The organism is Pseudodesulfovibrio hydrargyri (assembly GCF_001874525.1).
GTDB classification, from domain to species: domain Bacteria; phylum Desulfobacterota; class Desulfovibrionia; order Desulfovibrionales; family Desulfovibrionaceae; genus Pseudodesulfovibrio; species Pseudodesulfovibrio hydrargyri.
Window position 1 is genome coordinate 1,333,597 of sequence record NZ_LKAQ01000004.1, and the last position, 13,092, is coordinate 1,346,688.

Here is a 13,092-nt window from a genome sequence, read left to right on the forward strand (position 1 = left end):
ATGCGCATGGCAGGAACCAAAGACCGTTTCTCCCAGCGCCACCCCCTTCTGTTCGGGGTGATGATGATCATATTGGCCATGGCCCTCATCACGGGGGTCATGGCCTTTTTCCGTTCCATGGGCTGGACGCCCGGGACCTTCGCCCTGTCCGGCGACAAGATCGGCGTCGTCCACGTGGACGGCATGATCGTGGACGCCTCCAGGGTGGTCTCGTTCATCCGCACCCTGGAGGAGGACGACTCGGTCAAGGGCGTGCTCCTGCGGGTCAACTCCCCGGGCGGGGCCATCGCCCCCTCCCAGGAGATTTACGCCGCGGTCAAAGAGCTCAACCGGGCCAAGCCGGTCATCGCCTCCTACGGCACGGTGGCCGCGTCCGGCGGCTACTACTCGTCCTGTCCGGCCCGGATGATCTACGCCAATCCGGGGTCCATCACCGCCTCCATCGGGGTCATGGCCGAGTTCGTCACCGTGGCCGACGCCATGGAGAAGTTCGGCATCCGGCCCGAGGTTCTGACCACCGGCAAGTACAAGGCCGCGGGCACGCCCCTGCGCAACCTGACCGACGCCCAGCGCGAGCAGATGCTCGACCTCATGCAGGACCTTCACGACCAGTTCGTGGACCATGTGGCCGAGGCGCGCGGCATGGACCGCGCCCGGGTGGCCGCCATCGCCGACGGCCGCGCCGTGACCGGTCGTCAGGCCGTGTCCCTCGGACTGGTGGACCGCATCGGCACCCAGGCCGACGCCATCGCCGAGCTCAAGAAGGAGACCGGCATCACCGGCCGCGCCCGTCTGGTCGAAGGGCCGGTCGAGGAACGCACCTTCGTCCAGGAACTGATGGGCTCCCTCAGGATCGATCTCTCGTCCAGCCTGCCCCAGGGCTGGTCATTCTTCTATAAATAGGCGGACCGACCCCACCGGAGGCGGGGGCCGCGAGGATCGCAGGCGCAGGCTTGCGGCCCGCTTCCTGTTGTGTCAGGTGTCCTGTCGCGGCCGATCGGCCGTATCGAGGGGCGTCCTCCGCGCTATTGCGGCAGGGTCACGACCACGCTGGTCTCGCCCGGGGTGCCGGTCTCGACCGCGATGTCGCCGCCGTGGGTGCGTGCTATGAGCCGGGCGGAGTAGGTGCCCAGGCCCGAGCCTCGCGCCGGGCTGGAGGTGGAGTACTTGTCGAAAAAGGTCTCGCGCACGGACAGGGGCACCTCTCCCTGATTGCGGATGATCACGGTCAGGCCGTCGCGCCTGTCCAGGACGATGGACACGGACCCGGTCTCCGGAGAGGCCTCCAGGGCGTTGAGGATCAGGTTGGCGAGCATGGAATGGAAGAGCTCGGGGTCGGCGGACACGGGCAGGGTGCCGTTTTCCGCGCCGCCCATGACCTCGATGCCCACGCTGATCCCCTTTTCACTGATGTGCGGCAGCGCCTCGGCCTTGATCTTCTCGAGCACGCTGAGGACGTCCACAGTGCTTCGGTCCAGGACGTAGGTGCCGCACTCCATCTTGTACAGGTCCAGCGACCGGTTGATCAGTTCGAGCATGCTCGCGCCCGCGTTTTCGATGGTCCCGAGCATGGCCTCCTGGGCCGCGTTCAGGCTGCCGTGGCGGCGGATCTCCTCGGGCAGGCCGATGACCGCGCCGAGCGGGGTCTTGAGGTCGTGCCTGGCCATGCGCTCCACGTCCTCGCGCAGGGCTTCGGCCAACTTGCGGTCGGTGATGTCGCGGCTGACGCCCTGCAGGCCGATGCGTTCGTCCTCTTCGGAAAAGAGGATGCCCAGGTGGGATTCGAGCCAGACCGAGCCGCCGTCCGCGCAGGTGAATTCGAGGTCCTCGGTGACCGAGGCGGTGGAGCCCTGGGCGTCGGCCAGGTCGTCGAGTACGCGCAGGATGTCCTTGAACCGGGTCTTGGACGCCGGGGTCAGGAACTCCTGGATGTACCGGCCCAGCACGTCCGAGCGCCTGAAGCCTCGTACGGCCTCGTCCGAGGGGCTGACGAAGGTGAAGCGGTAGTCCGCGTCCAACCCCCAGATGATGTCGGTCACGTTCTCGGCCAGGAGGCGGTACTGCTTTTCGCGCTGGCGCAGAGCCTCCTCCATGAGCTTGCGGTCGGTGATGTCCGTGCCCACGCAGAGCAGGCCGACGCTGCTCCCGTCCTTGGCGCGCACCGAGTCGTTGGCCCAGGCCACCCAGACGATCTCGCCGTTCTTGCGCACGTTCATGGTCTCGTTGAACGGGTGGGCCGTGGGGTTCATGAGCAGCCGGGCGAGGTAGCGGCGCATGGAGCGGCCCTCCAGGGTCTTGCGCGGGACCAGGGTGCCGACCAGTGGCTTGCCCAGCAGTTCGCCGGGCTCGTACCCGTAGAAATCCTCTGCGTATTCGTTGCAGAAGACGATGTCGCCGTCCATGTTGATGCGCATGATGATGGACTTGGCGCTGTGCACCAGCTGGTAGTAGCGCTCGCGGTCCTTGAGGCGTCCCATGACGATGACCGCCACGGCCCACAGGGAGGCCGGGATGAGCACCATGGCCAGCAGCCCGAAGACGAGGATGTATTTGGCGTAGGGCGAGCCGGCCCAGCCCCCGCGCGGGGCGGCGGCCAGGAGCCAGTCGTCGGACGGGACGTGGACGGTGCGCAGCAGGGGGGCCATCTCGAAGACCACGGGATCGCCGGCGAGCATGGCGTCCCTGCCGTCCCGGGGCTGCTTGTCGCGCAGGGCCAGGAGGATGTCGCCGGACAGGCCGATGTTGGCGGTGCGGAACAGGGCGGCGGCGTCGAGGTGGACGCTGATCATGCCCCAGTAGCCCCCCGGGAGCGTCTTGCCGGGCAGAAAGACCGGAGCCAGGATGACGATCTCCTCGTTGCCGAGGGCATCCTCGCCCGGGGGCAGGATCTGCCTGCGCCCGGTGGCCTTGGCCCGCTTGAGCAGGGTGCGCAGGGTCGGGGTGCCCAACTGGTTCAGCTCGCGGCCGAATATCTTGTCAGCGCTCCAGGAAGGGTAGGCGTGGGACACGGTGTCGTCCTTGGCCAGCTGCAGGGAGCGCACGGCGGGCATGTTCACCAGCAGGGCGTCGGCCAGGACCGCGAACTGGGACTGGTTCAGGCCCGGGTTGACCTTGAGGAAGGCCTCTATGGCGCTGATCAGGTGGACGCCCGAGCCGATGGCCGAATCCAGGCTCGCCTTGCCCTCGTTCAGCGACTGGACCACCCGGGCGCGGACCTTCTGGGCGTGGTGGTCCTGATCCGCGCGATAGCCGATGTAGACCATCACGGCGACGATGAGGCCGATGACAGGGGGGATCAGGTAGGTGATGCGCTTGAGCATGGGAACAGCCATCCGTTGTTTACGGCCGGGTATCGCGCCGCCTGACCGTCCTCATAACAAAAGGACGGGGGAATTGAAACGGATGAGAAGGTCCCGGCGCGGATCAGCCGCAGGCTTTGGCCAGGACGGCGTCGGCTCCGTCGATGGCCGGGCGCGGAACGACGAGCAGGGACTCGTCCGGGGAGAAGGGGGCCACGGCCTGCCGTTTCAGGCGCATCTCGCGCACCAGGCGGAGATGGCCGCTGCCGATGGGGTCGAAGGCCACGGCCGGGGACAGGTCCGGGCCGTTCAGGAAATCGAAGACCAGGTTCTCGGACAGGGAGAACATGTCGTCGAGCTGGCGGTTGACCTTTGATGAATGCAGCAGCCGTTCGGCCAGCCGCAGGGAGTCGCTCCAGGACTTGCGCCCGGTCACGGACAGGCTGCCCTTGAGCAGCTGTTTCTTGACCAGGAAGGGCAGACGGCGGCGGTCCATGGCCGTGAGCAGGGAGTCGTCCTGGACGCGGTTGGGCATGCGCAGCAGGCTTAGGGCGGTCTCCTGCTCGTTGCGGAAGCGGCGGTCGGCCTGGGCTTCCACGTAGACGTGGGAGAGCTTGGAGCCGGACTTCATGGCGGCCAGGGCGTTGGGCACGAAATAGTTGTGGGCCACCACGTCGGCGGTCAGGTGGGTCAGGTAGCCGTAGGCGTAGGCCGCCACGCGCGTGTCCCCGGCGGACTTGAGCAGTTTGAAGCCGGTCACCCAGTTGTGGCTGTGGCCGGGCTTGATCCGGGTGCCCTTGCCGATGAAGATGTCGGCGGACAGGGAGCCGTAGAGGAAGGCCTCGCGGTGGCGCGCCAGGATCGCGGCCAGCAGCGGCGGCAGGCAACCGAGGTTGGACAGCACGGCGTTGCCCAGGGCCAAGTGCACCCCCGGCCCCCAGGCAAGGGCCTGATCGGGCATAAGCGCCACGAAAAGGCAGGCAAGGATCAGGACAAGCTTCATCGGATCGGGTCTCTCCGAGGGGAAACGTAAGGGTCTGGCCCGAAAAGTCAACGATAATCGTGTAAAGATTTACCCCTGGTGACCGCCGGTTTCGGCAACCTCCCGTCTTGGCTGAACAAAGGGCCGGGGCGGTTTTTCAGGCCTTTTCGGGTCGCGTTCAGGCGGTGGAAATCCGGGAGGCGCGCGGCCCGGTCATGGCTTTTGCACCGTGCCGTCTTCCTCGACCTCGAGGATGAAGGTCTCGACCAGGTCCGCGTCCAGTGACGTCCCGGCCAGGCTGCGCAGGATGGCGAAGGCCTCGTCCACCGAGCGGCCCCGCTGGTAGGGCCGGTCCGTGGTCATGGCGTCGAAGTAGTCGGCCACGCACAGGATGCGCGCGCCCAGGGGGATGTCCTCGCCTTTGAGCCCGCGCGGGTAGCCCGAGCCGTCCATGAGCTCGTGGTGGGCGTAGACGTATTCCAGGGCCGGGCCCAGGAAATCGAGGTTCTTGAGGATGTCGCGGCCCCACTCCGGATGGCGGTGGATCTCGTCGACCATCTCCTTGGTCAGAGGCGTGTCCTCGCTGTTGAAGATGCGGTCGGAAAAGCCGATCTTGCCGATGTCGTGCAGGGTCCCGGCGATGCGGATGCGCTCCACCTCGGCCGCGGGCAGCCCCAGACGTTGGGCCAGCCGCCTGGCGTAGACCCCCACGCGCTCGCCGTGGCCCTCGGTGTAGGCGTCGCGCGCGCCCAGGGCGTGGGCCACGGCCGTGATGGTGTTGACCATGTCGCTGCGGATCTTGGCCAGGAGCTGCTCCAGCCGGTCCTCCCTGGCCTCGATCTTGGCCAGCATCAGGGCCACGGCCTCGGCCAGTTCCTGGATGTCCGGGTCGTACTCCGGCCCGGTCAGGGCCTCGATGCCGTCGGCCGGACCGCCGATCGAGATGGTCCGGATGATGCGCAGCAGTTCCTCCCGGCCCTTGAGCATGCTACCTCCAGGCTCCCGCGTGGTCGGCCGCGAACTCGGCAAAGGGCCGCGCCGGGGCGCCGGTCAGGTATTCCACGGCCTGGGTGACGTTGCCCATCATCCCGAGCTTGATGACCCGGCTTAAGGACACCAGCATGTTGCGGTTCCACTCGGGCACGCCCGCGCTGTCCAATCCCTCGATGTACGCCTCTTCCTCGACGGGGGTGTACAAGACCTTTACTCCGGCTTCCGAGCCGATGGTGTCGGCCACGTCCGTCAGGGTCAGCCCCTGCGGGCCGGTCAGGGCGTAGAAGCCGTCCGTGAACCCGTCGTTGTCCCGGAGCAGCCGGGCCGCGCAGGCCGCGATGTCGCGCACGTCGATGTAGCTGACCTTGTAGTCCTCCTCGGCCAGGGCGATGGTCCCGGATTTGATCATGTCCGCCAGGGTGGTGCTGAAATTCTGCATGAAGGAGTTGGGCCGCAGTACGGTGAACGGGATCTTGGAGTCCTCCACGAACTGGTCGATCATGCCGTTCTCGCGCCCCAGCCGCCAGTGGGCGTCCGAGGACGCGCCGTACGCGCTGGACCGGACGATGTATCCGATGCCCGCCTCCTTGGCCGCGTCCACGGCCAGCCGTCCGAACCGGGTCATCTTCTCCAGCATGGGCACGACCAGGAACATGCGGTCGCACCCGGCCATGGCCGCGACCATGGAGTCCTTGTCCTCGAAATCGAAGACCCGCGCCTCCACGCCCCTTGCCCTGAGCGCTTCGGCCTTTTCCGGGGAACGCACCCCGGCCACGATCTCGCCCTTGTCGGGAAGCGTATCGATCAGGCTCGAGCCGATGTTGCCGGCCGCGCCCGCTATGAAAATCCTGCTCATGGAACCGCTCCTTCCCCCTGTCGGCCGCATCGGGCGCTCAGGGATTTTCCTTGTGACTTTCGCACGCTACACGAAGATGCCCGGGAAAGGCAAACGGTCCGCCGCCCGTATCCGGCTCCCCGCGCGACCATTCCCCGTCCCTATTCGACCATTGACCGAAAGGACACTTGCACAGCGCGGCCAAGGGGGGTAACCCGGAGAGAAGCCAGAATAACCATGGAGTGGAAATGCTTTTAGGAATCGACGTGGGCGGCACCCACACGGACGCGGTGGCCATCGACATCGGGGACACTCCCGCCGTGGCCGCCTCCTGCAAGGTGCCCACCCGCCATCACGATCTGCTCTCCTCGGTCACCGAGGCCCTGACCACCATCCTCGGCCAGGTCGACAGGAACGCGGTCACCCAGCTCAACCTGTCCACCACCCTGTCCACCAACGCCATCGTCCAGAACAAGACCGAGGACGTGGGCGTCATCGTCTCGGCCGGGCCGGGCATCGACCCGCACAATTTCATGCCCTGCAAGGACTTCCACGTCATAGACGGGTCCATCGACCACCGGGGCAACGAGGTCCGCGCCCTGTCCACCCGCCAACTGGCCGAGGCCGTGGACGCCTGCCGCGACAACGGCGTGCGCGTCTTCGCCGCGGTCTCCAAGTTCTCCACCCGCAACCCGCGCCACGAAAATCTCATCCGGCGCACGGTCTGCAACTGCAAGTCCGTGGACGTCTGCGAACACGCCGATTTCGTCACCCTGGGTCACCAGCTCGGCGGGGCGCTGAACTTCCCGCGCCGGGTGGCCACCGCCTACTTCAACTGCGCGGTATGGCGGCTGTACAACGAGTTCGCCACGGCCGTGGAAGAGGCGTTGGCAGAGATGGGCCTGGGCCACGTCAAGGTCAACATCCTCAAGGCCGACGGCGGGACCATGCCCCTGCCGCAGTCGCGGACCCTGCCCGTGCAGTCCATCTTTTCCGGCCCGGCCGCCTCGGTCATGGGCATCATCGCCCTGACCGACATCTTCCACGACTCGGTCATCCTCGACATCGGCGGGACCACCACCGATATCGCGGTCTTCGCCGACGGCGCGCCGCTCATCGAGCGCGAGGGCATCGACATCGGCTCGCATCCCACCCTGGTCTCGGCGCTCAAGGTCCATTCCATCGGCATCGGCGGCGACTCGGCCATCTCCGTGGTCGGCCCCGAGGTCCGCGTGGGCCCCAACCGGCTCGGTCCATCCGTCTGCCTGGGCGGGGAGCGCGTCACCCTGACCGACGCCCTGAACTGCACCGGGGCCTGCTCGGTCGGCGACGTCGAAGCCTCGCGGAAGGCCATGGACGCCTATGCCTCGGCCCGCACCCTGACCGGCGAAAAGCTGGCCCGGGGCGCGGTGGCCTACGCGGCCAAGGCCATCCAGGACGCCACCCGCGCCCTGGTGGACGAGATCAACTCCAAGCCGGTCTACACCATCCACGAACTGCTCGAAGGCAAGAAGATCGTGCCCAAGAAGGTCTACCTCATGGGCGGACCGGCCGAGGCCCTGCGCGAAGAGCTCTATCAGCGCTTCCAGCTGTCCACCGAGGTGCCCGCCAATTTCGACGTGGCCAACGCCATCGGCGCGGCCCTGACCCGGACCACCTGGGAACTGGAACTGTTCGCCGACACCCAGCGCCACGTTCTGTTCATCCCGACCCTGTCCCACCGCGAGAACATCCCCTCCGGCTACGATCTGGACGACGCCAGGCGCGACGCCGTCAACCAGCTGACCATGCAGCTCGACTCCATGGGCGTGTTCCTCAAGGCCGAGGACGCCCAGATCACCCACGCGTCCAGCTTCAACATGGTCGAGGGATACGACCGGGTCGGCCGGAACATCCGCGTCAAATGCCAGGTGCGGCCCGGCGTAATCAAGACCTTCGGGGAGGGGCGCTAAACCATGCTCAAATCCAACAACACCCTCGGCATCATCTTTTTCCCGGCCTTTGACTGGGCCATCTCGCCCACCCACCCCGAGCGGCAGGAACGGCTCCTCTACACCCAGGACCAGCTGCGCGAGGAAGGGCTCTTCGACATCGAGGGCATCACCGAATTCAAGCCCGACGTGGCCTCGGTGGAGGACGTGGAACGCGTCCACTTCTGCTTCCCGGACGTGCCCTCGGTGGCCACCCGTTCGCACCTCATCTCCGCGGGCGGGGCCGTCAAGGCGGGCGAACTGGTCATGGAAGGCAAGACCGACCGCGCCTTCGCCATGGTCCGGCCTCCCGGACACCACGCCATGAAGGTGGTCCACGGCTCGCGCGGCTTCTGCACCATCAATATCGAAGCGATCATGATCGAGCACATCCGGGAAAAGTACGGCCACAAGCGCATCGCCATCGTGGACACCGACTGCCACCACGGCGACGGCACCCAGGACATCTACTGGCACGACCCGGACACCCTGTTCATCTCCCTGCACCAGGACGGCCGGACCCTGTACCCCGGCACCGGCTTTCCCCGCGACCTGGGCGGGCCGGGCGCCATGGGCCGGACCCTGAACATCCCCCTGCCGCCCAACACCTCGGACGAAGGGTTCCTCATGGCCGTCGAGCAGGTGGTCCTGCCTATCCTCGAGGACTTCAAGCCCGACCTGGTCATCAACTCCGCCGGGCAGGACAACCACTTCTCCGACCCGATCACCAACATGAATTTCTCGGCCGGGGGCTACGCGGCCATGAACGACATGCTCAAGCCGGACATCGCCGTGCTCGAGGGCGGCTACTCCATCCAGGGAGCGCTGCCCTACGTCAACCTCGGTATTTGTCTGGCCATGGCCGGCGTGGACTATTCCCACGTGCGCGAACCCAACTACAACGCGGAGCGCATCCGCCAGGACGCCCGGACCACCGAGTACATCAAGGAGCTCTGCAAACAGCTTCCCGCCCTGTACTTCGACCCGCCCGAGTTCGTGTCCAAGGACGACAGCCGCCAGGGCATCATCTCCGGCGACCACTTCGTGCGCCACAAGCAGATCTACTACGATACCGACGGTATCAACGAGGTCCAGCAGGAATCCGTGACCCTGTGCAAGCAGTGCCGGGGACTCTACAAGGTCGAGACCCGCGCCGACTCCGGGCCGCTCTGTCTCGGCGTGGAAATCCCGGTAAAGGCCTGCCCCGAATGCCGCGCCAAAGGCTACCAGGTCGTGGAGGACGCCCAGATCAAGGGGACCTACCGCTACATCCAGCTCATCAACCGGTTGGACAAGGAGTACGTCCGCTACGGGTTTTAGGATGTCTCCGACGGCCGGGGCGCCGCCCCGGACCCCGCTGGGGCTCTGCCCCAGGCCCCGCCAGGGAACCCTTTGAAAAGGGTTCCCTGGACCCTCCCAAACTTTTTGTGTCGCCTGCGGCGAAGGTGCGGGCGCGGGTGTGTGGGGTGTTTGTTCGGTTGGCGTGGGCGTAGCTTGGCCGGTTGGTGTCCCGAAAGGTTCGCGCCGGGCGTCCACGGGCCTCGGAGGGCCGTCCGGCGCGAACCCTTCGGGACGGTTGCCAACGCCGCAGGCGGGGTGATGCGGACACGGCCAAGCGGTCTTGCGGCGTTCTGTGGCTGCTGCTGGCTGGTATCTTTTTAGGGAAAGCCTTTCTTCAAAAACAACCCTGCGATTTCGGGCAGAAAAAACGGCGTGCGTCTTCCGGCGAAGAAGCCCGTCGTTTCATCCGTTTTTTCTGCCCGAAATCGCACACCGGCACGGCGGAAGGCGTCTCTGTCCATCCTTTCGCGATCGCACGTACCTGAGCGAAGCGAACACGGGATTCTTAAGGCCCTCGGCCTTAAGCGGGTCCAGGGCAGCGCCCTGGTCTCTCCGAAGGAGCCGCCGGAGGCCTCCCCCCGAACGTAACAGGGCCCGACTCGGTATTGCCGAGCCGGGCCCTGTCGGTATGGAGGTGACGGTCTGTTAGCCGTTCAGTTTCTGCATGACCCAGGCCATGTTTTCGCCGAGGACGTCCATGGTCTGCATGCCTTCCTCGTCTTTGAGGACGTCGCCTTTGTCGAGGCCGAAGCCCATGTTCCAGTAGCGCGAGCCGGGCACGACCATCTGTTGGATGAAGAAGAAGGAGTTGAGGGTGTTGAAGGCCTGCATGGCCCCGCCTCGGCGGGCGGCGACGATGGCCGCGCCGACCTTTCGGGCGAAGATGTTGCCGTTGACCAGGCCGACGATGCCGGCGCGGTCGATGAGCGCGCTCATTTCGGTGGTGATGGTGGCGAAGTAGGTGGGCGAGGCGAGCAGGATGCCGTCGGCCGCGTCCATGGCCTCGATACACTCATTGGCGAAGTCGTTCTTGATGGAGCAGCGGCGGTCCTTGTTCTCGGCGCATTTGTAGCAGGCGATGCAGCCGTGCATTTTCTTGCCCGCCAGTTCGATCATTTCGGTCTCGATGCCCTGGGCCTCGAGTTTGGCCAGGGCACGTTGAATCATGTGCGCGGTGTTGCCGCCCTTTCGGGCGGATCCGTTGAATGCGACAACTTTCATGGGTTACTCCTGGAAGGCGTTGTAGTGGACCCGTTCCGCCTGGAACCGGCTCGGGGATTTGGGCTGCTGGGCGGGCCAGCCGATGGGGGCGAAGCCGAAGGGGATGATGTGTTCCGGAAGTCCGGCTATGGCCCGGTATGCGGTCATGCGTTCCTCCATGGGGTAGATGCCGGTCCAGACCGAGCCCAGGCCCAGGGCGTGGGCGGCCAGAAGCAGGTTCTCCATGGCGGCGGAGCAGTCCTGGACCCAGTAGCCGGGAAATTTTTCCTTGGTCAGGTCGCCGCAGACCAGGACGCCCACCGGCACCTGCAGGGCCATCTTCACGTAGGGGTGCACTTCGGCTATGGCGTCGAGTCGTTCGCGTTCGTTGAACACGATGAACTGCCACGTCTGCGCGTTGAGCGCGCTGGGGGCCATCATGGCCGCCTCGAGGATTTGGCGGACCATCTCCTCGGGAACGGGTTTGTCTTCGTATTGCCGTATGCTCCTGCGGGTGAGCAGGGCTTCCATGGTATCCATGTCTTCCTCCGTGTTCGGGGTGTGGGGCGCTATTTACCTAGTTCATGTTCTCTGCTAGTGGAGAGAAAAGATCAAGTACGCACTTCAAAGTTCTATAGTAACCCAAAATATACCGATGAGGCCGGCGGATGTTCCGGGCGGGTGTCTGTCGGCGGGAGGGATCATGAGCGCGGCGTGTTCGCAGAAGGTTTGCGGCGACAAGAAGTACTATTGCAGCATGGAGTTGACCCTTCAGGTCATCGGCGGCAAATGGAAGCTGATCATCCTGCACAAGCTGGGCAAGGAGGGAACCATGCGCTTCAGCGAGGTCAAGCGGTCCATCCCGAACATCACCCAGAAGATGCTCACCCAGCAGTTGCGCGAACTGGAGTCGGATGGCGTGGTCCGGCGCGAGGTCTATCCCCAGGTGCCACCCAAGGTGGAGTATTCCCTGACCGAAATGGGGGAGAGCATCCTGCCGCTCATCGAAAGCCTGTGCCATTGGGGCGAGCGGTACGTGGAGTGGTTCGAAGGGCAGCTGCCCGAGGCCGCCGAGGCGGTGTAGGCGGCCTATGGGCGCGGTCGCCGGGATTTCCGCTTTTCTCCCGGTGGTCCGTGCGGTAGTGTTGAAGACGAGGGGGGAGAACATGCACGGTAATTTCAGACAGGACGGGGCGGCCGTCCCGGGCGGCGCGGTCTTTGACGCGGTCGCGGCCAGCGCGGACATCGGCCTGACCCTCGAGGAGTTCGCGCCGCTGCTGACCAAGGCGGCGGTGGAGATCCGGCTGCGCCTGGACGCGGTCCGCCAAGGCATGGCCGACAACGACCTTGAGGCCGTGGCCCTGAACAGCCACACCATGAAGAGCGTGGCCGCCACCCTGGGGGCCGAAGCCGCCCGCCAGGCCGCGCTCGAACTCGAATGCTGCGCCAAGAACGGCGACGCGGCGCGCAGCCCCGAGCTGTTCGCCGACCTGGAGTTCCGGGCCGCCGAGTTGTTGACGGAGTTGGATCGGGCCTAGTCCTTTTGAAGAGAGAAATCAGGAGAGGACGGCCGCTTCGCGGCGTTGTCAGGTGACTTCGCCTTGATTCGCCCCGTCCTGCGGATTTGTCGGCGGGCAGCACCAGCTCTTAGGCGAGTCTTCAAGCCTTAGAGATAGCGACGGCAGCGATAGGGTTCGCACTCTTGCATCCCATATGGCGCCTTCGGCGCAAGGTAAATCAATGAGGAAGCCCGCCCCGTCCATATGGACGGGGCGGGCTTTTTGTTTCTTTTGCGGTGCGGGATCAGCCGCGGCAGTTGTGTTTCATGCTCGTGCCTTCCACGATGAAGACCACGGTTTCGGCCACGTTGGTGGACAGGTCCCCGACGCGTTCCAGGTGGCGCGCGCCGATGATGGCGTGCACGCCCCGCTCCACGATGCGCGATTCGGCGACCATGTCGGCGACCATCTGGCGCAGGATGGCGATGGTCAGGTCGTCGGCCTTGTCGTCCATGCGGCAGATCTGCCCGGCCAGGGAGACGTCGTCGTCCACGTAGGCCTTGAGCGCCTCGGAGAGCATCTTCTTGACCGTGTTGGCCAGGTCTTCCATCTTCGGGTTGTGGGGCATGGGCGGCCTGGTGGACAGGAAGATGGCCCGGTGGGCCAGGTTGACCGCCTCGTCGCCCAGTCGCTCCAGGTTCACCGTGATGCGCTGCGCGCCGACAATGGTGCGCAGGTCCACGGCCATGGGCTGGTCCAGGGCGAGGAGCTCCAGGCTGAAGTTGTCGATCTCGTCTTCCATCTCGTTGATGGCTTCATCGCCGACGATGACCGCTTCGGCCAGGTCGGCGTCGTTCTCGAGGTAGGCCCGGATCGCCTTGTGCACGGCGGATTCAGACAGGGCCGCCATGCGCAGGACCATGACCTTGAGGTCCTCGAGTTTTTTGGAAAAATGTGCGCGTTGTTCCATGAT

12 protein-coding genes are annotated in these 13,092 nt (G+C 65.6%); 5 read left to right on the top strand and 7 right to left on the bottom strand.

Annotation, left to right across the window (positions count from 1 at the left end; translation table 11 throughout):
* Positions 1-6 precede the first annotated feature (6 nt).
* Positions 7-903: a signal peptide peptidase SppA gene (gene sppA / locus BerOc1_RS10615; RefSeq protein WP_341349793.1), complete on the top strand. Its 897-nt coding sequence runs from the start codon at positions 7-9 to the stop codon at positions 901-903.
* A gap of 122 nt (positions 904-1,025) precedes the next feature.
* Here sppA and BerOc1_RS10620 read toward each other — a convergent pair whose 3' ends face one another.
* The 4 genes from BerOc1_RS10620 to BerOc1_RS10635 all read right to left on the bottom strand — a co-directional run bounded on the left by BerOc1_RS10620 (position 1,026) and on the right by BerOc1_RS10635 (position 6,130).
* A complete protein-coding gene (locus BerOc1_RS10620) occupies positions 1,026-3,332 on the bottom strand; it encodes a PAS domain S-box protein (RefSeq protein WP_242652955.1) in 2,307 nt (768 codons plus the stop codon).
* A gap of 91 nt (positions 3,333-3,423) precedes the next feature.
* On the bottom strand, positions 3,424-4,302 hold the full coding sequence (locus tag BerOc1_RS10625) for a zinc dependent phospholipase C family protein (protein WP_071545676.1): 879 nt from the start codon (positions 4,300-4,302) through the stop codon (positions 3,424-3,426).
* A 192-nt stretch (positions 4,303-4,494) separates the two neighbouring features.
* A complete protein-coding gene (locus BerOc1_RS10630) occupies positions 4,495-5,268 on the bottom strand; it encodes an HD-GYP domain-containing protein (protein WP_071545677.1) in 774 nt (257 codons plus the stop codon).
* A gap of 1 nt (position 5,269) precedes the next feature.
* The gene (locus BerOc1_RS10635; RefSeq protein ID WP_071545678.1) at positions 5,270-6,130 is read right to left on the bottom strand and encodes an NmrA family NAD(P)-binding protein; all 861 of its coding nucleotides are present in this window, start codon (positions 6,128-6,130) and stop codon (positions 5,270-5,272) included.
* A 227-nt stretch (positions 6,131-6,357) separates the two neighbouring features.
* Between BerOc1_RS10635 and BerOc1_RS10640 the strand changes: the two genes are divergently transcribed.
* A complete protein-coding gene (locus tag BerOc1_RS10640; RefSeq protein WP_071545679.1) occupies positions 6,358-8,061 on the top strand; it encodes a hydantoinase/oxoprolinase family protein in 1,704 nt (567 codons plus the stop codon).
* Between the two features lie 3 nt (positions 8,062-8,064).
* On the top strand, positions 8,065-9,399 hold the full coding sequence (locus BerOc1_RS10645) for a histone deacetylase family protein (protein ID WP_071545680.1): 1,335 nt from the start codon (positions 8,065-8,067) through the stop codon (positions 9,397-9,399).
* A 666-nt stretch (positions 9,400-10,065) separates the two neighbouring features.
* Here the strand turns inward: BerOc1_RS10645 and BerOc1_RS10650 are convergent.
* Both BerOc1_RS10650 and BerOc1_RS10655 read right to left on the bottom strand, forming a co-directional pair.
* Positions 10,066-10,641: a flavodoxin family protein gene (locus tag BerOc1_RS10650; protein ID WP_071545681.1), complete on the bottom strand. Its 576-nt coding sequence runs from the start codon at positions 10,639-10,641 to the stop codon at positions 10,066-10,068.
* Between the two features lie 3 nt (positions 10,642-10,644).
* Positions 10,645-11,160: a nitroreductase family protein gene (locus BerOc1_RS10655; protein ID WP_071545682.1), complete on the bottom strand. Its 516-nt coding sequence runs from the start codon at positions 11,158-11,160 to the stop codon at positions 10,645-10,647.
* Between the two features lie 163 nt (positions 11,161-11,323).
* Here BerOc1_RS10655 and BerOc1_RS10660 point away from each other — a divergent pair, with 163 nt between their 5' ends.
* Positions 11,324-11,704 (top strand): winged helix-turn-helix transcriptional regulator, encoded by a 381-nt coding sequence (locus BerOc1_RS10660; protein WP_071545683.1) that lies wholly within the window; start codon positions 11,324-11,326, stop codon positions 11,702-11,704.
* Between the two features lie 82 nt (positions 11,705-11,786).
* Positions 11,787-12,158, top strand: coding sequence for an Hpt domain-containing protein (locus tag BerOc1_RS10665; protein ID WP_071545684.1), 372 nt, complete (start codon positions 11,787-11,789; stop codon positions 12,156-12,158).
* 265 nt (positions 12,159-12,423) lie between these two features.
* On the opposite strand, the gene phoU is transcribed toward BerOc1_RS10665, so the two are convergent.
* Positions 12,424-13,089, bottom strand: coding sequence for a phosphate signaling complex protein PhoU (gene phoU, locus BerOc1_RS10670; RefSeq protein WP_071545685.1), 666 nt, complete (start codon positions 13,087-13,089; stop codon positions 12,424-12,426).
* Positions 13,090-13,092: the final 3 nt, after the last annotated feature.